General features: G+C 72.9%; 20 protein-coding genes and 3 riboswitches. Of the genes, 17 read left to right on the forward strand and 3 right to left on the reverse strand.

Annotated elements, in window-relative coordinates:
• Positions 1–19 precede the first annotated feature (19 nt).
• Positions 20–145, reverse strand: a riboswitch (cobalamin riboswitch).
• Between the two features lie 15 nt (positions 146–160).
• From AB0N22_RS11105 to AB0N22_RS11130, 6 genes are read left to right on the forward strand one after another with little or no spacing between them, the layout of a single operon-like run.
• Positions 161–703, forward strand: coding sequence for a ribonuclease H (locus AB0N22_RS11105; RefSeq protein ID WP_364639690.1), 543 nt, complete (start codon positions 161–163; stop codon positions 701–703).
• Positions 703–1,425, forward strand: coding sequence for a (2Fe-2S)-binding protein (locus AB0N22_RS11110; protein WP_364639692.1), 723 nt, complete (start codon positions 703–705; stop codon positions 1,423–1,425). The genes AB0N22_RS11105 and AB0N22_RS11110 overlap by 1 nt, the downstream gene beginning before the upstream one ends.
• Positions 1,426–1,468: 43 nt before the next feature.
• On the forward strand, positions 1,469–2,350 hold the full coding sequence (locus AB0N22_RS11115) for a nitrite reductase (protein WP_364639694.1): 882 nt from the start codon (positions 1,469–1,471) through the stop codon (positions 2,348–2,350).
• Positions 2,347–2,997 carry a precorrin-8X methylmutase gene (locus tag AB0N22_RS11120; RefSeq protein WP_364639696.1) on the forward strand — a complete coding sequence of 217 codons (651 nt, stop codon included), beginning with the start codon at positions 2,347–2,349 and terminating at the stop codon, positions 2,995–2,997. Before AB0N22_RS11115 ends, AB0N22_RS11120 begins: the two co-directional genes overlap by 4 nt.
• The gene (locus tag AB0N22_RS11125; protein WP_364639698.1) at positions 2,994–4,499 is read left to right on the forward strand and encodes a precorrin-2 C(20)-methyltransferase; all 1,506 of its coding nucleotides are present in this window, start codon (positions 2,994–2,996) and stop codon (positions 4,497–4,499) included. The genes AB0N22_RS11120 and AB0N22_RS11125 overlap by 4 nt, the downstream gene beginning before the upstream one ends.
• A 26-nt stretch (positions 4,500–4,525) precedes the next feature.
• On the forward strand, positions 4,526–4,774 hold the full coding sequence (locus AB0N22_RS11130; RefSeq protein ID WP_364639700.1) for a hypothetical protein: 249 nt from the start codon (positions 4,526–4,528) through the stop codon (positions 4,772–4,774).
• On the opposite strand, the gene cobM is transcribed toward AB0N22_RS11130, so the two are convergent.
• Together cobM and cbiE are read right to left on the reverse strand one after the other, a co-directional pair.
• Positions 4,735–5,493, reverse strand: coding sequence for a precorrin-4 C(11)-methyltransferase (gene cobM, locus AB0N22_RS11135; protein WP_364639702.1), 759 nt, complete (start codon positions 5,491–5,493; stop codon positions 4,735–4,737). The genes AB0N22_RS11130 and cobM overlap by 40 nt on opposite strands.
• Positions 5,490–6,704: a precorrin-6y C5,15-methyltransferase (decarboxylating) subunit CbiE gene (gene cbiE / locus AB0N22_RS11140; RefSeq protein ID WP_364639704.1), complete on the reverse strand. Its 1,215-nt coding sequence runs from the start codon at positions 6,702–6,704 to the stop codon at positions 5,490–5,492. Before cbiE ends, cobM begins: the two co-directional genes overlap by 4 nt.
• A 73-nt stretch (positions 6,705–6,777) precedes the next feature.
• Positions 6,778–6,910, forward strand: a riboswitch (cobalamin riboswitch).
• Positions 6,911–6,955: 45 nt separating this feature from the next.
• Between cbiE and AB0N22_RS11145 the strand changes: the two genes are divergently transcribed.
• The 10 genes from AB0N22_RS11145 to AB0N22_RS11190 all read left to right on the forward strand — a co-directional run bounded on the left by AB0N22_RS11145 (position 6,956) and on the right by AB0N22_RS11190 (position 17,019).
• Positions 6,956–9,013, forward strand: coding sequence for a magnesium chelatase subunit D family protein (locus tag AB0N22_RS11145; protein ID WP_364639706.1), 2,058 nt, complete (start codon positions 6,956–6,958; stop codon positions 9,011–9,013).
• Positions 9,013–9,627, forward strand: a complete 615-nt coding sequence (gene cobO / locus AB0N22_RS11150) for a cob(I)yrinic acid a,c-diamide adenosyltransferase (protein WP_364639709.1) — start codon at positions 9,013–9,015, stop codon at positions 9,625–9,627. The genes AB0N22_RS11145 and cobO overlap by 1 nt, the downstream gene beginning before the upstream one ends.
• Positions 9,621–12,074 (forward strand): cobyrinate a,c-diamide synthase, encoded by a 2,454-nt coding sequence (locus tag AB0N22_RS11155; RefSeq protein ID WP_364639711.1) that lies wholly within the window; start codon positions 9,621–9,623, stop codon positions 12,072–12,074. Before cobO ends, AB0N22_RS11155 begins: the two co-directional genes overlap by 7 nt.
• Positions 12,065–13,054 (forward strand): uroporphyrinogen-III C-methyltransferase, encoded by a 990-nt coding sequence (cobA, locus tag AB0N22_RS11160; protein WP_364639714.1) that lies wholly within the window; start codon positions 12,065–12,067, stop codon positions 13,052–13,054. Before AB0N22_RS11155 ends, cobA begins: the two co-directional genes overlap by 10 nt.
• On the forward strand, positions 13,051–13,506 hold the full coding sequence (locus AB0N22_RS11165) for a phosphoglycerate mutase family protein (RefSeq protein WP_364639717.1): 456 nt from the start codon (positions 13,051–13,053) through the stop codon (positions 13,504–13,506). The genes cobA and AB0N22_RS11165 overlap by 4 nt, the downstream gene beginning before the upstream one ends.
• 10 nt (positions 13,507–13,516) lie before the next feature.
• A riboswitch (adenosylcobalamin (AdoCbl) riboswitch) is annotated at positions 13,517–13,600 on the forward strand.
• Positions 13,601–13,644: 44 nt separating this feature from the next.
• Positions 13,645–13,857 carry a CbtB domain-containing protein gene (locus AB0N22_RS11170; protein WP_364639720.1) on the forward strand — a complete coding sequence of 71 codons (213 nt, stop codon included), beginning with the start codon at positions 13,645–13,647 and terminating at the stop codon, positions 13,855–13,857.
• Between the two features lie 65 nt (positions 13,858–13,922).
• On the forward strand, positions 13,923–14,738 hold the full coding sequence (locus tag AB0N22_RS11175; protein ID WP_364639723.1) for a CbtA family protein: 816 nt from the start codon (positions 13,923–13,925) through the stop codon (positions 14,736–14,738).
• Between the two features lie 11 nt (positions 14,739–14,749).
• Complete coding sequence (gene cobT, locus AB0N22_RS11180) at positions 14,750–15,784, forward strand: nicotinate-nucleotide--dimethylbenzimidazole phosphoribosyltransferase (protein ID WP_364639726.1); 1,035 nt, start codon at positions 14,750–14,752, stop codon at positions 15,782–15,784.
• Positions 15,781–16,536, forward strand: coding sequence for an adenosylcobinamide-GDP ribazoletransferase (locus tag AB0N22_RS11185; protein WP_364639728.1), 756 nt, complete (start codon positions 15,781–15,783; stop codon positions 16,534–16,536). The genes cobT and AB0N22_RS11185 overlap by 4 nt, the downstream gene beginning before the upstream one ends.
• Before the next feature lie 45 nt (positions 16,537–16,581).
• The gene (locus AB0N22_RS11190) at positions 16,582–17,019 is read left to right on the forward strand and encodes a GNAT family N-acetyltransferase (protein ID WP_364642734.1); all 438 of its coding nucleotides are present in this window, start codon (positions 16,582–16,584) and stop codon (positions 17,017–17,019) included.
• A 3-nt stretch (positions 17,020–17,022) separates the two neighbouring features.
• On the opposite strand, the gene cobU is transcribed toward AB0N22_RS11190, so the two are convergent.
• Entirely contained in the window at positions 17,023–17,553 is a 531-nt protein-coding gene (gene cobU / locus AB0N22_RS11195) for a bifunctional adenosylcobinamide kinase/adenosylcobinamide-phosphate guanylyltransferase (protein WP_364639731.1), read from the reverse strand.
• A gap of 59 nt (positions 17,554–17,612) precedes the next feature.
• Between cobU and AB0N22_RS11200 the strand changes: the two genes are divergently transcribed.
• The gene (locus tag AB0N22_RS11200; protein WP_364639734.1) at positions 17,613–18,542 is read left to right on the forward strand and encodes a cobalamin biosynthesis protein; all 930 of its coding nucleotides are present in this window, start codon (positions 17,613–17,615) and stop codon (positions 18,540–18,542) included.
• Positions 18,543–18,544: the final 2 nt, after the last annotated feature.

An 18,544-nucleotide genomic window follows, 5' to 3' on the forward strand; every position in this document is an offset into this window, starting at 1 on the left:
CCTCGGGGTTCTCGCCCCGTCTGGTGGGTTGCTCCACGCCCAGTGTCTGGCTGGCCTGACGGCGACACAGTGGCGGAACCGCTCCGGAGTTGCACCGGATTCCTGCGACGTGGAAGTGCTCGTCAGCCTACCGGGCCGATCAGGAGTCATACTGGCCGACGTGACTCTCACCCGATCAGCCGCGGACATCCTCAGCCAGCCCAGCGCCATCGTCGTCGGCACCGACGGATCGTGCGTCACCAACCCGGGTCCGACCGGCTGGGCGTACGTCGCGGACGACGGCGCCTCGGCGTGCGGCGGGCTGCTGCAGGGCACCAACAACATCGGGGAGCTGCTGGCCGTCGAGAACGCGTTGCGCGACTTCGCCGATCGCCCTCTCGTGATCCAGGCCGACTCGTCCTACACGATCGGCTGCTCGACGACGTGGGCCAGCGGGTGGGCCCGCAACGGGTGGCGCAACTCCAAGAAGGAGACGGTCGCCAACGTCGAGATCGTCCAGGCGATCTACGCCTTGATGCAGGCGCGCCGCGACGCCGGCGCTCCCGTGTTCTTCCAGAAGGTCAAGGCGCACCTGACCGACCTCACGGTGTGGCCCCTCAACGTGGCCGCCGACGCGCTGGCCGGGCAGGCCTCGGCCCGTGCGGCCCGAGGCGACGTCGCCGAGGTGCGTACGACAGGGCTGCCCAGCGGCACCAACGGCTGATGCCCGACGAGGACGACATGGCCCTCGACCTCGCCGCCGAGGTCGGGCCCTTCTTCGTCCTCGACCGCTGGATCGCCGATGCCGGCTGGCGCCCGCTGACCGAGCTGATCGACCGGCCCGACGTGCTCGCCGAGCGCGTGACCACGGCGCGCTCGATGCTGGCCGAACGGTCGCGTGTCCCGGTCGACGAGATCGAGGAGCGCGCGACGGCCTCGATCGTGTTCCTCGGTCTGGCCGCCCGGCTCGTGTCCCCCGCGTTCGCCGCCGCCGCCCTCGCCGACCGGGTTCCCGACCTGCACCTCGACGCGTTGTGGTGGCAGCCGGTGACCGGCGGCCCGTGGCCGCTGGCGCGCTCCGCGACCGACGGCTCGCGGGCGACCGGCGATCTCGCCGAGGACCTCGACACTCGCGTGCTGGTCGACCTCGTCGCCCCGGTCCTCGAGGCGTTCGGACGTACGTTCGGGATCTCCTCGCAGGTCCTGTGGGGCAATGTCACATCGAGCCTCGCCGGCGCACTGGCGATGCTGCGGACCGCCCGCCCGGATCGTGCCGCGATCGCGACGCAGCTCGTGACGCAGCTCCTGGAGCACGGCACCCTCACCGGCACCGGCGACCTCACGGGGCCCACGTTCGTACGTCGTTCGTGCTGCCTGTTCTACCGCGTCCCGGGCGCCGGGATCTGCGGTGACTGCGTCCTCGACGAGGCGCCGACTCCGGCATGACCGGCCGCAGGATCGTCCGGCACGGCCGTGACACCATGACGGGGTGACGAATCGTTCCCACCCCGACCGGTGCCCCGGGGTCCTGCGCCCGTGGATCGCGGGCGACGGCGCGATCGTCCGGCTCCGGCTCGTCGGCGGCGTGCTGCAGACCTCAGCCCTGCGTGACCTGGTCGGCATCGCCGCCGACTACGCCGACGGCACGATCCTGCTGACCAAGCGGACCAACCTGCAGCTCCGCGGCATCGACCACTCCGACGGCTGCGTGCCGGCGGTGCTCGTGGACGCGATCGCCGAGAGCGGCCTCCTGCCGTCGCCGAGCCATGAGCTCGTGCGCAACATCATGGTGTCGCCGCTCACGGGTCGGGTCGCGGGCCGAGCCGACCTGCGCGAGACGGCGCGCACGCTCGACCACCTGCTGTGCGCGGAGCCCGACTTCGCCGCCCTGGCCGGCCGCTTCCTGTTCGTCCTCGACGACGGCCGCGGCGACGTCTCGTCGCGCTCCCTCGACCTCGGCCTGATGGCGGTCGACGCCGAGACCGCCCAGCTGCGGGCCGGTTCCCACCACTGGGGACCGCTGGTCCCGCTGGACGAGGCGCCCGGTGCCCTGCTGTCGTACGCCGCGGCGTTCCTCGCGTCGCGAGGTGACGGCGAGACCGCCCTCTGGCACGTCGACGAGCTTCCTGAGGGCGGCGCCGAGCTGCTCGGCATCCATCACGCGCGTGACCTGCGGACCCAGGTCAGCGCCCTCCCGCCGCCGTACGGCATCATCGCGCAGGACGACGGCCGCAGCGCCGAGCACCTGGCGGTGCCCGACGGCCTGCTCACCCCCGAGCTCGCCGCCGAGATCCTGGGCCGTGCCGGCTCCGAGGTGATCGTGACGCCGTGGCGCAGCATCGTCATCCCCGACCTGGAGAGCGCCCCGTGACCCCCAAGCAACCGACTCGCCGCTACGACTACGTCGCCGACGGGCCCGCGATCTATGTCGACTCGTTCGCCACGATCCGCGCCGAGGCCGAGCTGTCGCACCTGCCGGTGGATGCGGAGAAGGTCGCCGTACGGATGGTGCACGCGTGCGGACAGGTCGACCTGACCCGCGATCTCGACATCCACCCCGGCCTCGTGACCGCGGCGCGCGACGCGCTCGAGTCCGGCGCCCCGATCCTGACCGACGCGACCATGGTGGCCTCCGGCGTCACGCGGGCCCGCCTGCCGAAGGACAACGAGGTCCTGTGCCTGCTGCGCGACGAGCGGGTTCCGGCACTGGCCAAGGAGTGGGCGACGACGCGCTCGGCCGCCGCTGTGTCGTTGTGGGAGGAGCGGCTCGAGGGCGCGGTCGTCGCGTTCGGCAACGCGCCGACCGCACTGTTCCACCTGCTCGAGATGCTGCTCGACGGGGCGCCGCGGCCCGCGGCCATCATCGGCACCCCCGTCGGGTTCATCGGGGCGGCGGAGTCCAAGGAGGCTCTTGCCGCCTTCGAGCTCGACATCCCCTACCTGGCGGTCCACGGCCGCCGCGGTGGCTCCGCGATGGCCGCCTCGGCACTCAACGCCCTCGCCCAGGAGCGCGAGTGACCGGCCGGCTCCACGGTGTCGGGCTCGGCCCCGGCGACCCCGAGCTGATCACCCTCAAGGCCGCGCGACTCATCGCCGCGGCCGACGTCATCGCGTACCACGCCGGCGTCGGCAAGCAGTCCAACGCGCGGCGCATCGCCGCCGACCTCATCCCCGAGGGCGCGATCGAGGAGGAGCTGCGTTATCCGGTGACCACCGGCACGACGGAGCACCCCGGCGGCTATGCCGGCGCGATGGCCGAGTTCTACGAGGAGTGCGCGGCCCGGCTCGCGGTGCATCTCGAGGCCGGCCGGTCGGTCGTGGTGCTGGCCGAGGGTGACCCGCTGTTCTACGGGTCCTACATGTACATGCACGACCGCCTCGCCGACCGGTTCGAGACCGAGGTCGTCCCGGGCGTGCCGGCGTTCGCCGCGGCCACCGCGACCACCGCCGCGCCGCTCGTGCGGCAGACCGACGTGCTGACGATCCTGCCCGGCACGCTGCCGGAGCCCGAGCTCGCGCGACGGCTCGCCGACACCGACGGCGCGATCATCATGAAGCTCGGCCGCACGTTCCCCAAGGTCGTCTCGGCACTCCGCCAGGCCGGCCGCCTCGAGGGCGCCCTGTACGTCGAGCGCGCCTCGATGCCGGAGGAGCGCTGGCTGCCGGTCGCCGACGTCGACGCGGCCTCGGTCCCGTACTTCTCGCTCATCGTCGTCCCCGGGGACACCGGCCAGCGCTCCTCGACCCTGTCGGAAGGTCCCGAGGCCTCGACAGCGTCGGCCGGCGGAGCGGCCGAGGTGCTCGTCATCGGGCTCGGCCCGGGCCCGGACCACTGGATCACCCCGGAGGTGACCGCCGCGCTTGCCGACGTGCAGCACGTCGTCGGCTATGCGCCGTACGTCAACCGGGTCCCGCAGCGCGAGGGCCTGACCCGGCACGCGTCGGGCAACACGGTCGAGGTCGACCGAGCCCGCCTCGCCCTCGACCTGGCGCTCAAGGGCGAACGCGTCGCGGTCGTGTCGGGTGGCGACGCCGGCATCTTCGGCATGGCCGCGGCCGTGTTCGAGGCCGCCGAGGACGAGGAGTACGCCGACGTCCCGGTCCGTGTCCTGCCGGGGCTCTCTGCGGTCCAGGTCGTGGCCGCCCGCGCCGGAGCACCGATCGGCGGCGACTTCGCGGTCATGAGCCTGTCCGACCGGCTCAAGCCGTGGGCGCTGATCGAGAAGCGGCTGCGGGCCGTCGCCGAGGCCGACCTCGTGCTGGCCGTCTACAACCCCGCCTCCCGATCCCGTACGACGCAGGTCGCCGACGCCCGCCGGGTCCTGCTCGAGCATCGTTCGGCAGACACCGTCGTGATCGTCGGCCGCGACATCGGCCGCGCCGAGGAGTCGCTGACCGTGACGACCTTGGCCGACCTCGACCCGATGTCGATCGACATGAAGTGCCTGCTGATCGTCGGCGCCTCCGGCTCCCGGGTGACCGCCGCAGGCCAGGTCTGGACTCCCCGCTCCACCACCTGACGGCCACCTTATGACAGGATGTCACCGTGACTGAGGTGACACCCCCGGGGCGCAACTGGCGCTTCGCGAGCTACGCCCTGTGCGCCCTGATGGCCCTGAGCGGACCCGGGTTCCTGGCCCTGGGCGTGCTGCTCGACGCCCACGTCTGGACGACCCTCGCCATCGCTGCCGTGCTCTCGGCGATCCTGCTCCCGCTCGCCTTCACCCTGGCGCGCGACGCCTGGCGATCAGCAGGTCAGCGCCGCTTGGCCGACCGGTCGCGCGCCGGGTCGTAGAGGTAGGACTCCCCGCCGCGTACGTCCTCTGCGAGCGCCTGGCCCACCAGGATCACCGCAGCCTGACGCAGCCCCGCGGCCTCGACCTGGTCCGCGATGTCGCCGAGGGTGCCGCGCAGCACGACCTCGCTGGGCTGGCTGGCGTTCGCCACGACCGCGACGGGGCACTCGGCGCCGTAGGACTCTGCGAGCTCGGCGGCGAGCGTACGCGTGCGGGTGATCGCGAGGTGCAGGACGAGGGTCGCGCCGGTGGCCGCGAAGCCGGACAACGCCTCGCCGGAGGGCATCGCGGTCGAGCGCGCCTGCATGCGGGTCAGCACGACCGACTGCACGACCTCGGGCACCGTGAGCTCGGCACCGAGCAGGGCTGCCGCTGCCGCGTACGCCGGCACGCCCGGGGTCACGTCCCACGGCACGCCGTGGGACTCGAGCCGCTTGGTCTGCTCGTGGAGCGCGGAGTAGATCGACGGGTCGCCGGAGCACAGACGTACGACCTCGAGCCCAGCGGCGTGGGCCTCGACGATGCGCGCGGTGATCTGGTCGAGGTCGAGGTCCTGCGTGTCGACGAGCTGGGCGCCGTCGGGACAGTGGTCGAGCACGGCGTGGTCGATGTAGGTGCCGGCGTAGACGCACACGTCTGCGGCGTTGAGGAGCGCGACGGCGCGCAGGGTGATGAGGTCGGCCGCCCCCGGCCCGGCGCCGACGAAGTGGACGGTCATGCCGCGTCGCCCTTGGTCACGGCCCACTGCATGATGGCGCGAGCGGGGGTCCAGCCGGTGAAGGTGCCGATCGGCGCTGCGTGCTCGACGTGCAGGCGGGTCAGCTCGCCGCCGAGTCGCGCGTATCGGACGGCCAGCACCGCCTCGGTCTCGAGCGTCACACCGTGCACGACGAGACGGCCGCCCGGCCGGAGCGCGGACCAGCACGCGTCGAGCACACCGTCCTCGGTCGCGCCGCCACCGACGAAGATCGCGTGCGGTGCCTCCAGGTCGCCGAGCGCCTCGGGAGCGTGCCCGGTCAGCACCTCCAACGACGGCACGCCCAGCATCGAGGCATTGCGGACGATCCGCGCCGAGCGGTCCTCGCGCGCCTCGATCGCGATCGACCGGCAGGTCGGGTGGGCGCGCATCCACTCGATCGCGACGGAGCCGGCACCGGCGCCGACGTCCCAGAGCAGCTGCCCCGGCAGGGGCGCGAGCCGGGCCAGCGCCGACGCGCGTACGTCCCGCTTGGTGATCTGGCCGTCGTGGTCGAAAGCCCCCTCGGGGAGCCCAGCGGTGAAGCCGAGGACGGTCGCACCGGAGCTCACGAGCTCGACCGCCACGACGTTGAGGTCGGGTGCGGGCTGGTCGCCCCATGACGCGGCCACCCCGTCCGTCCGCGACTCGCTCTCCGAGCCCAGGTCGGCCAGGACGGTCATGGGGCTCGCGCCGTAGCCCGCGGTCGTGAGCAGCCCGGCGACCTCGGCCGGAGTCGACCCGTCCGACGACAGCACGAGCAGCCGCAGACCGGGCGCCAACGAGCGGGCCACGAGGTGCGGGTCCCGCCCCACGAGCGTCACGACCTCGGTCGACTCGGCCGACCAGCGCATGCGGGCGCGGGCCAGGGCGACGGAGGACAGCGCGGGCACCACCTCGACGGCGTCCTTGCCGAGCAGGTCGACCAGCGTCGTCGCGATGCCGGAGACCAGCGGATCGCCCGAGGCGAGAGCCACCACACCCTTGCCGACGTGCTGCTCGAGCAGGGCCGGCAGGCCTTCGCGCAACGGTGACGGCCACGCCTGTCGCACCTGCTCCGCCGGGGGCAGCATCGCGAGGTGCCGCTCACCGCCCAGCACGACGTCGGCCGCCTCGACCAGGTCCCTGGCCCGGGCCGTCAGTCCGGTCCAGCCGTCCGCGCCGATCCCGACGACCGTGACCCGTGTGCTCATGCGGCTGACGATATCGGCTGAGGCGTCCGGTCCTCACCGGCGACCTATGGGCGTACGACGACAAGCGTTAGTCTTGCGATCACAGTCTCGAGGTGCCCCTCACGGGGAGAATCGGGAAGCCGGTGCAAATCCGGCACAGGGCCCGCTGCGGTGACCCAGGCCAGACCTGGGAAGTCCGAAGACCGGCCTCGAGGCTGACTGACGGGCGCAACCGTGCCCGTCATCGATGGCAGATCGAGCGGGAGCCCCATATGCCACAGCACTACCCCTTCAGCGCCGTGGTCGGATCCGACGACATGGCGCTCGCCCTGACCCTCTCGACGATCTCCCCGGCGATCGGCGGCGTGCTCGTGCGCGGCGAGAAGGGCACAGCCAAGTCCACGATGGTCCGCGCCCTCGCCTCGGTCCTGCCGCCGATCGACGTCATCGCCGGCGACCGGTTCTCGACCGATCCGCTCGAGTCCCGCCCGCTGTCCCCCGACGGCCCCTTCGCCCCCGACGCCGACGTCGAGACCCGTCCCGTACGCCTCGTCGAGCTGCCGGTCGGCGCCACGGAGGACCGGGTGCTCGGCTCGCTGCACCTCGAGAAGGCCCTGTCGGACGGCGTCACCGAGTACGAGCCCGGGCTCCTCGCCCGCGCCCACCGCGGCATCCTCTACGTCGACGAGGTCAACCTCCTGCACGACCACCTCGTCGACCTGCTGCTCGACGCCGCCGCGATGGGCCGGTCGACGGTCGAGCGCGACGGCGTCTCCGTTGAGCACGCCGCCCGCTTCGTCCTCGTCGGCACGATGAACCCCGAGGAGGGCGAGCTCCGTCCGCAGCTGCTCGACCGCTTCGGCCTCACGGTCGAGGTCGCCGCTCCGCGCGACCCGGCCACGCGCGTCGAGGTCGTACGCCGCCGGTTGGCGTACGAGACGGATCCCGACGCCTTTGCCGCCCGGTTCGCCGAGGACGAGGCCACGCTGACCGATCGCATCCAGTCGGCGCAGAAGCTCGTCGACCAGGTCGACCTCAGCGACTGGGCGCTGCTCAAGATCGCCGAGGTGTGCGCCGCGTTCGAGGTCGACGGCATGCGCGCCGACATCGTCACGGCCCGCGCCGCCGCCGCCCACGCCGCGTGGAACGGACGCACGAGCGTGCTGCGCGAGGACATCCGCGCAGCGGCCCGGCTGGCCCTGCCGCATCGTCGCCGGCGCAACCCCTTCGACGCGCCCGGCATCGACGAGGACCTGCTCGACCAGATCCTCGGCGACGACGAGCCGGAGCCGGAGCCCGAGGGCGACGGCACCGACGAGAGCCAGACGACGGAGGAGTCCCAGACCTCCGAGCCCGACTCCCCCGCCGACGCAGGCAACGATGAGAGTGACGTTTCGTCCGCTTCCGACGGCGAGCCGCGACCCGAACGTCACTCCCAGCGGGAACCTCAGCAGGAGCCTCAGCAGCAGGCCGAGCAGCAGCCGGGCGGGACGTCCGAGGTCACCGTCGCCGCTCCACAGCAGCCCTATCGCCCCAAGCTGTTCACCGTCGGCGGCACCGGCGCCGGCGAGTCCGGCAAGCGCTCGCGTGCGATCACCGAGACCGGGCGGCGCATCGGCGCCCAGCGGCGTACGGGCCAGGGCGGGTCGATCCACCTCATGGAGACGATCCGCGCGGCGGCACCGCACCAGCACGCCCGCGGCCGCGTCGACAGCCTGCGGTTCCGCGCCGACGACCTGCGCCTCGCGGTCAAGGAGGGGCACGAGTCCAACCTGATCCTGTTCTGCGTCGACGCCTCGGGCTCGATGGCGGCCCGCAAGCGGATGGAGCAGGTCAAGACCGCGATCCTGTCGCTGCTGGTGGACGCCTACCAGCGGCGCGACAAGGTCGGCCTCATCACGTTCCGCGCCGACGGCGCCGAGCTCGCCCTGCCGCCGACCGGCTCGATCGACATCGCCGCCAGCCGGCTGGCCGAGCTGCCCGCCGGCGGGCGCACCCCGTTGGCCGAGGCGCTGCTCAAGACCGCCGACGTGCTGCGGCTCGAGCGCGTACGCGATCCCCGTCGGCGTCCCCTGCTCGTCGTCATCACCGACGGCCGGGCGACGTACGGCGACAATGCCCTGCCTCGCGCGCACCAGGTCGCCCGGCACCTCGGCGCGAGCGGCCTGGCGAGCCTGGTCATCGACTGCGAGACCGGGAAGTTCCGCATGGGACTGGCGCACCAGCTCGCCGACCACCTCATGGCCGAGTACGTCCCCCTCGGCGAGGTCAGCGCCTCGGCCCTCACCGACGTCGTCCGCTCCGGCCTCCACGAGACGGGAGCCGCCTGATGCCCAAGGGTCAGCCGACCGCCGTCCCCGATGACGGCCTCACGACCAGGCAGCGCCGCAACCGGCCGCTGCTGATGGTCCACACCGGTGACGGCAAGGGCAAGTCGACCGCCGCGTTCGGACTCGCGATCCGGTCGTGGAACCAGGGCTGGAACGTCGGCGTCTTCCAGTTCGTCAAGTCCGCCAAGTGGCGCATCGGCGAGCAGACGGTGCTCGAGCGCCTCGGTGCCCTGCACGACGAGACCGGCGAGGGCGGTCCCGTCGAGTGGCACAAGATGGGCTCCGGCTGGTCCTGGTCGCGCAAGGAGGGCTCCGACGAGGACCACGCCGCCGACGCCGCCGAGGGCTGGGCCGAGGTCAAGCGCCGCATCGCGGCCGAGACGCACGACCTCTACGTGCTCGACGAGTTCACCTATCCCATGAAGTGGGGCTGGGTCGACGTCGACGACGTCGTCGAGACGCTCGCCAACCGGCCCGGCCGGCAGTACGTCGTCATCACCGGCCGGGGCGCCGATCCCCGCCTCGTCGAGATCGCCGACCTGGTGACCGAGATGAAGCACGTCAAGCACCCGTTCGACAACGGCCAGAAGGGGCAGCGAGGCATCGAATGGTGAGCCTGCCTCGCCTCGTCATCGCCGCTCCCGCATCGGGCCACGGCAAGACGACGGTCGCCACCGGTCTCATGGCCGCGCTGTCCCGCGCGGGGCACGACGTGTCGGGGCACAAGGTCGGCCCCGACTACATCGACCCCGGCTACCACGCGCTCGCGACCGGCAAGCCCGGCCGCAACCTCGACCCGCACCTCGTCGGCGAGCAGCGCCTCGTGCCGCTGCTCCTGCACGGCGCCGCCGGTGCCGACCTCGCGATCATCGAGGGCGTCATGGGCCTGTACGACGGACAGATCGGTGGCGAGGGCTTCGCCTCGACCGCCCACGTCGCCACGGTCACGCGTACGCCGGTCGTCCTCGTCGTCGACATCTCGCACGCGTCGCGCTCGATCGCCGCGCTGGTGCAGGGCATGGTGGCGTTCGACCCGTCGGTACGCGTGGTCGGCGTCATCCTCAACAAGGCGGGATCACCGCGCCATGCCGGCGAGGTCGTCAGCGCCCTCGAGTCGACCGGGCTGCCGGTGCTCGGCGTCCTGCAGCGCGACGACGGGATCGTCGCGCCCTCGCGCCATCTCGGGCTCGTCCCGGCGGCAGAACGGGACGACGCCGCCCACGCGCTCGACCGGCTCGCCGCACAGATCGCCGAGAAGATCGACCTCGACCAGCTGCTGGCCCTCGCCCACTCGGCACCGGACCTCGACGCCGAGCCTTGGGCCGCAGCGCACGAGGTCGCCGCCCCCACGGACGTGCCACGACCCGTCGTCGCCATGGCGGGTGGCCGGGCGTTCACGTTCCGCTACGCCGAGACCGAGGAGCTGCTGCGGGCGGCCGGCTGCGACGTCGTGACGTTCGACCCGCTCGCCGACTCCGCGCTGCCCGAAGGCACAGCAGGGCTCTACCTCGGCGGTGGCTTCCCCGAGGTGCACGCGGCCGGCCTGTCGGCCAACGCTCCGCTGCGCGGGTCGCTCCGTGCGGCGGTCGATGCGGGCATGCCGACGTACGCCGAGTGCGCCGGGCTGCTCTATCTCTGCCGCTCGGTCGACGGCCTTCCGATGGTCGGTGCGGTCGACGCCGAGGCCGTCATGACGCCCCGGCTCACGCTGTCCTACCGCACCGCGATCGTCCCGGCGGACCAGCTGACCGGCGCCGCGGGCACGCGGGTGACCGGTCATGAGTTCCACCGGACGGGGCTGGTCGAGCCGGTCACGTCCGACGCCGCCTGGCTCGTCGACGGCGCGCCGCACGGCTTCGGCTCGGCGACGCTGCACGCCTCCTACCTCCACACCCACTGGGCCGGTCACCCCGCCATGGCCCAGCGCTTCGCCGACGCCGTGCACGCGTACACGCCCAGGCCGACCACCTCGCAGGTCGAGATGAAGGGCCGGGCGGAGCGAAGCCAGACGTCCGCGCGAAGCGCGGGCCGGACGAAGTCCGCCGGGCCGGAGGGCTGGACGTTCCACGGTGACCAGGAGCTCGCTCCCGGCCTCATCGACTTCGCGGTCAACATCCACGACGACGTACGCCCGGAGTGGCTCGAGGCAGCCCTCCGCGAGAGCCTCGACGACGTCGGCGCCTATCCCGACGCCGCGCCGGCGCAGCACGCCATCGCCCAGCGCCACGGTCGTCGCACCGACGAGGTGCTGCCGACCGCTGGTGCTGCGGAGGCGTTCGGGCTCATCGCCCGCGCCCGGCCGTGGCGCCGTCCCGTCGTCGTGCACCCGCAGTTCACCGAGCCGGACGTCGCCCTCGCCGCCGCGGGGCACCACCCCGAGCACGTCGTCACGGCTGCCGCCGACGGGTTCGTCCTCGACCCCGCGACGGTGCCCGACGACGCCGACCTCGTCATGATCGGCAACCCGACGAACCCCACGAGCGTCCTGCACCCCGAGCAGTCCCTGCGGCGGCTGGTGCGGCCCGGCCGCGTCGTCGTGGTCGACGAGGCGTTCATGGACTCGGTGCCCGACGAGCGGCACTCCCTGGCCGCGATCACCGACCCGGGTCTCCTGGTCGTCCGCAGCCTCACCAAGCTGTGGTCGATCCCCGGCGTCCGCGCGGGCTACGTCCTCGGTTCGCCGCAGCTGCTCGACGAGCTCAGGAGGCACCAGGCGCCGTGGTCGGTCTCCTCGGCAGCCATCGCCGCGATGACCGCGACCGCGACGCCCGAGGCGCTCGCCGAGGCCGCGAAGCGTACGACTCGCATCGGCCAGCACCGCCGCGTGCTGACCGACGGCCTGACCGAGCTCGGCATCCACCACGTCCCGGCCGCCGCGCCCTACGTCCTGGCCAAGGTCGGCAGCACCGCCCATGACCGCCTGCGGAGCGCCGGCTATGCAGTGCGCCGCGCCGACACCTTCCCGGGCCTCGACGACACCTGGGTACGCATCGCCGTGCGCCGGCCCGACACCACCCGCAAGCTCCTCGCCACGCTGCGGATCGAGGGGCCATGGACCTGACACCGGGCACTCCCGCCCTCGTGATCGGCGGCGACGCGCGCGCGGCCGGCCAGGTCGCGGCGCTGCTCGCGGCCGGCGCCGACGTCACGGTCGTCTCGCCGGAGGCGACCGCCTCGATCGAGGACCTCGCCGACCGCGGACTCATCACCTGGCACCGGCGCGAGGCTGCCATGAGCGACGTCCACGCCGCCGGCGTCGTCCTCACGGGTCATGCCGATGAACACGGGCCCGACCGCATCCTCGACACCGGCATCGTGACCCTCGTCGGTGGCGGCCCCGGTGATCCCGGCCTCGTCACGGTCGCCGGTCGCGAGGCGATCGAGTCCGCCGACGTCATCATCACCGACCGCCTAGCGCCGCTCGCCGCCCTCGCCTGGGCCCGCGCCGACGCCGAGATCATCGACGTCGCCAAGATCCCCGGTGGCCGGTCGACGAGCCAGGACGACATCAACCAGCTGCTGGTCGAGCACGCGAAGTCCGGCCAGAACGTCGTCCGGTTCAAGGGCGGCGACAACTTCGTCTTCGGCCGCGGCAGCGAGGAGCTCCTGGCCTGCCTGCACGCCGGCATCGAGACGCGCGTCGTCCCGGGCGTCACCTCAGCCATCGCGGCGCCGGCGCTGGCCGGCATCCCCGTCACGCACCGCGGCCTGACGCAAGGGTTCACGGTGATCTCGGGGCACGTGCCGCCCGGACATCCCGAGTCGACGATCGACTACCCCGCCCTGGCGACCGCGGGCACGACGATCGTGGTGCTGATGGGCGTGCGCACCCTGAGCGCGATCTGCGAGGCCCTGGCCGACGGCGGGCTCCCGGCTCGGACGCCTGCCGCTGTGATCGCCGACGGTGCGATGCCGAGCCAGCAAGTCGTGCGCGCGACGCTGGCGACGATCGGCGAGGCAGCGGCCGGCCTCGGCGCTCCTGCGGTCGCCGTCATCGGGGACGTCGCCGACATCCCGGGCCTGAACGGCTCACCGGCGTGATCCTCTGGGTGCGCCACGGGCAGTCGACGTGGAACGCCATCGAGCGCATGCAGGGCCACGAGCTCAGCCCGCCCCTGACCGACCTGGGTCGCGAGCAGGCGGCGCTGACGGCCGAGCTGCTCGCCGACCGGGGTGTCGTACGACTGCTGAGCTCTCCGGCCGTCCGGGCCCGGCAGACCGCCGACATCATCGCTGCGCGTCTCGGACTGGTCGTGGTCGAGGAGCCGCTGCTCCTGGAGAAGGGGCTCGACGAGGCCAAGGCGGATGTCCAGTCCCGCATCCGGAGCCTCCTCGCGGTCGACGACGGCGCCCTCACGGTGGCGGTGAGCCACGGCGACACCATCGGGTACGCCGTCGAGCTCCTCACCGGCCGACTGCCGTCGCTGCCGACCAACGGGTCCGTCACCGAAGTCGATCCCGACACTCGACAGGTCGCCGTGGCGATGCCCTAGGATGACTTCACCGAGGCCAAGGAAGCCGGTGGAACTCCGGCGCAGTCGCGCTACTGTGACACCCCTGCGGGTGGAGCCAGACCCAAGGCCTCGGACGTTCATCCATCCAGGGACGCAATCATCCCGTCAGGAGAATTCATGTCACAGGCCACCACCGCCACACCCGAGATCGAGATCCCGTCGATCCCCCTGCGCGAGCTCGCCCCCTGGGCGCTGTTCTTCGGCCTCCTCGGGACGTTCGTCCTGTTCTTCATCAGCGCCGACCAGGGCGCGGTCTCGATCCCGGCCGGCACGGCCATCCACGAGTGGGTCCACGATGGACGCCACCTGCTCGGGTTCCCCTGCCACTGACCTGACCGAACCAGCCGGACCCGCCAGTGCGGTCCGGCCTCTTCGGCGTACCTGAACGGACTGACATGACCCCCCGCAACTTCCTCGTCCGAGGACTCCTCGCCGGTCTGATCGCCGGCCTCCTGACGTTCGCCGTCGCCTACCTTGCCGGTGAGCCCTCGGTCGACGCGGCCATCGCGGTCGAGGCCAAGGGCGAGGATGCCGGCACGACGGCGCACTCCCACGGCGACGGCAACGAACACTCGCACGACGACGCAGCCGCGACGCACTCGCACGGCGAGGACGGCGGCACCGAGGTGTCCCGCGAGAACCAGTCGACGTGGGGGTTGCTGACCGCCACCGTGTCGACCGGCATCGCCCTCGGCGGCATCACGGCCCTGGCCGCCGCCTTCGCCCTCGGTCGCATCGGTCGCCTGCGGCCGAGCCAGTCGACCGCGCTCGTCGCCGCCCTCGGGTTCGTCTCGGTGGCACTGGTGCCGTTCATCAAGTACCCCGCCACCCCGCCGGCCGTGGGCGACGCCGACACGATCGGTGCCCGCACGACGCAGTACTTCGTGATGCTCGCGATCTCGGTCGTCGCGATGATCGCCGCGGTCCTGCTGTTCCGGGCGATCCTCGAACGCGTCGGCACCTACACCGCCGTGCTCGTGAGCGCTGGGGCCTACCTCGCGGTCGCGGTCCTCGCGGCCGCGTTGATGCCGACCGTCAACGAGATCGGCGACTTCCCCGCCGACACGCTCTGGTACTTCCGCCGCGGCTCGCTCATGACCCTCGCGACGCTGTGGGGCGTCATCGGCATCGTGCTCACCGGACTGATCGGCAAGCTGTACGCCGAGGAGTCCGCGACCCAGGCCCGCCGCGACCTGGCGGCCAGCCTGTGAGCGGGCAACGCGTGAAGGCGTACGAGCCGGTCGCTGCGCCGTCGCCGGACGTCCGGGCGGCGGCCGCCGAGCGGCTCTCCGGTCTGGCCACGCCACCCGGCGCCCTGGGCCGGCTGGGTGACCTCGGCGTGTGGGTCGCCGCGACGCAGGGCGTCGTCCCGCCGGCGCCGGTCGAGCGCGTGCGTGCCGTGATCTTCGCCGGCGACCACGGCGTCTCCGACCACGGGGTCTCCGCGTTCCCCAAGACGATCACGCCGGCCATGGTCCGGACGTTCCTCATGGGCAAGGCGGGCGTATCCGTGCTAGCGGCCCAGCACGGCGTGTCCGTGCGCGTGCTCGATCTCGGCGTCGACGACGACCTCGAGGGCGTGGCACCCGAGGTCACCGCGTTCAAGGTGCGCCGCGGCAGCGGTGCGATCCATCTCGAGGACGCCCTGACGACCGACGAGACCCTGCAGGCCATCGCCGCGGGTGAGACGGTCGCGGCCGAGGAGATCGCGGCGGGCGCCCAGCTGTTGATCAGCGGCGACATGGGCATCGGCAACACTACCCCGGCTGCGGCCCTCGTCGCCGCCTCGCTGGGCCTGCCGGCCACCGAGGTCACCGGCCGCGGCACCGGCATCGACGAGCCCGGCCTCGTACACAAGATGAACGTCGTCCAGCAGGCCCTCGACCGAGCCGGCGAGCGTACGGCCGATCCGGTCGAGACGCTCACCGCGCTGGGCAGTGCCGACCTGGCAGCAGCGGCCGGCTTCATGGCCGCGGCGGCGCGCGCCGGCGTGCCGGTGCTCCTCGACGGAATCATCTCGGTGGCCTCGGCCGTCATGGCCGACCGACTCGCGCCGGGCGCGGCCGCGTGGTTCGCGGCGGGCCACCGCTCGACCGAGCCTGCCCAGTCGCTGGCGCTCGACAAGCTCGGCCTCGAGCCGATCCTCGACGTCGGCATGCGGCTGGGCGAGGGCAGCGGCGCCGTCGCCGCCGTGCCGCTCGTACGCTCGGCAGCACTGCTGCTCTCCGACGTGGCGCTGCTCGCCGACCTGATGTGACGAGCTCCTGGCGACTCGCCGTCGGCACGCTCACCGCGCTGAGGTGGCGCCACCCAGCCGTCGTCGACCGGAAGGTCGCGGGACGGGCGATGTTGCTCGCGCCCCTTGCGGTGGTGCCGCTCGGCGTCCTGGTGGGGCTGATCGGCTGGACCGGTCGCGAGCTCGAGCTCGCCCCGCTCGCGGTCGCTCTCGTCGCCGTGGGTGCGCTCGCGCTGGGCAGTCGGGCGCTGCACCTCGACGGGCTGTCGGACGTCGCTGACGGGCTCACGGCGTCCTACGACCGCGACCGCTCGCTCGACGTGATGAAGGGCGGCACGGCCGGCCCCGCCGGCGCGACAGCCCTCGTCGTGGTCCTCGGGATCCAGGCCGCGGCGCTGTCCGCCGTCCTGGCCTCGCCTCGCGGCCCGGTCGTCGCGGGCATCCTCGTCTGCTGCTCGCGGGCCATCCTCTCGGTGTGCTGCGCCCGCGGGATCCCGGCCGCACGTCCTGACGGACTGGCCGTGACCTACGCCGGCACGGTCGGGCGTACGTGGACGGTCGTGACCTGGCTCGTCGTCACGCTGCTGTGTGCCGGCGTGCTCGACTGGGCCGGGTGGCCGTGGTGGCGTGGACTCGTCGTCGCTGCAGCCGGGCTGCTGGTCGGCGCCGCGCTCACCCGCCGCTGCGTCGCCCGCTTCGGCGGGGTGACCGGCGACGTCTTCGGGGCCGCGATCGAGGTCACGCTGGCCACCATGCTGGTGTGCGCTTCCTGAAACCGGTCCGACATCAGGGCTTGAGAGACTGCGCGGGTGAAGCTCATGCCCTGCGACTGGTCCGACCCCGACGCCGAGGCGCTGCGGGCCGCCCAGCGGATCGACATCGAGGCCCGCTACGGCACGCCCGACAGCGAGCCGGGCCCGGCGCCCACGGCCGACGACATCGCAGCGTTCTTCGTGCTCCGCGACGGCGACGAAGCCGTCGCGTGCGGCGGCCTCCGGGCGATCGACGCCACCAGCGGCGAGATCAAGCGCATGTTCGTCCCGGTCCAGCATCGCGGTCGCGGCCTGTCACGCATCGTCCTGACCGGGCTCGAGGAGCACGCGCGGTCGCTGGGCTGGAGCAGGCTGCTGCTCGAGACCGGTGACGCGCAGCCCGAGGCGATCGGGCTGTACGAGTCGGCCGGATACGAGCGCATCCCCGGCTTCGGCCACTACGTCGACAGCGACATCTCGCTCTGCTTCGCCAAGGACCTGTGACGGTCAGAGCCGCAGGACGCGGCCCGCGACGACGAGCATGACCTCGTCGCACTCCTCGGCGACCCGCTGGTTGACGGTGCCGAGCAGGTCGCGGAACACCCGGCCGGACCGGTGCTCCGGGACGACGCTCATGCCGACCTCGTTCGTCACCGCCACGACGGTTCCGTTGTGCTCGGCGATCGCGCTCAGGGCCTCGTCGAGCCGCTGGTGGAGCAGCGGCTCCCAGTCCTCGAGCACGGCGTCCCAGCCGTCCAGCTCGTCGATCATCGCGGTGACCCAGGTGCCGAGGCAGTCGATCAGCACCGCGCCGTCGGCCGAGCGGACCGCGGCGCCGAGATCGGTCGTCTCGACGGTGCTCCAGTGGGTCGGTCGGCGGCTCTGGTGCCGCGCGATCCGAGCCGCCCACTCCGGGTCGGTGTCGGGGTCCGCCGGTGGCCCAGGGGCGACGTAGGTCACCGTCTGTTCGGCCAGCAGCAGCGACTCGGCATGGAACGACTTGCCGGACCGCACCCCGCCAGTGATCAGGACCTTCATCACACCTCGCTAGTCTCGACCTCACCCTACCGACCACGAACGTTCCCTGAGGAGCCCGAATGCGCGCACGAGCCGTGGGACTTGCCCTGGGATTCGCCGCTGACCGACTGTTCGGCGATCCGGCCCGGTTCCATCCCGTCGCGGGCTTCGGCATCATGGCCCGCGACGTCGAGCGCCAGGTCCACCGCGACGACCGCACGATGGGCCTCGCCTACACCTCGGTGCTCGTCAGCGGAGTCGGCGCCGCCGGGCTCGTCGCCGAGGGACTCACGGCCCGCAGGCCGGTCGCGCGCACGCTCCTCACGGCCGCCACCACGTGGGCCGCGCTGGGTGGTCGCTCGCTGTCGCAGGAGGCCTCGTACGTCCGTGCCTGGCTCGACGCCGACAACCTGCCGGCCGCGCGCGAGCAGCTGACCCACCTGGTCGGTCGCGATCCGTCGACGCTCGACGAGGACGAGGTCACGCGGGCCGTCGTCGAGTCCGTCGCCGAGAACACGTCGGACGCAGTCGTCGCCCCGCTGCTCGCCGGCGCCTTCGGTGGGGTCGCCGGCGTCGCTGCCTACCGCGCGGCCAACACCCTCGACGCGATGGTCGGCCACCGCAGCGCCAGCTACCGCAACTTCGGCTGGGCCTCGGCCCGCCTCGACGACGTGCTCAACCTCGTGCCGGCGCGCCTGTCCGCGCTGCTCGCGGCGGCGTTCGCACCGTTGGTCGGCGGCAGTCGTACCGCGGCGCTGCAGACCTGGACCCGCGACGCCCACCGCCACCCCAGTCCCAACGCCGGACCTGTCGAGGCGGCGTTCGCCGGGGCGCTCGGGGTGCGGCTCGGCGGCACCAACACCTACGGCGACCGGGTCGAGCACCGCCCCGAGCTGGGCATCGGAGCCGCGCCCGTCCGGGACGACATCGATCGGGCCGTGCGCCTGGCCGACGCCGTCAGCCTCGGCGCACTGGCCGTCAGCGTCTGGATCGCCGTCAAGCGCCGATGACC

The sequence above is a fragment of the Aeromicrobium sp. NPDC092404 genome, assembly GCF_040684095.1.
Lineage (GTDB): Bacteria > Actinomycetota > Actinomycetes > Propionibacteriales > Nocardioidaceae > Aeromicrobium.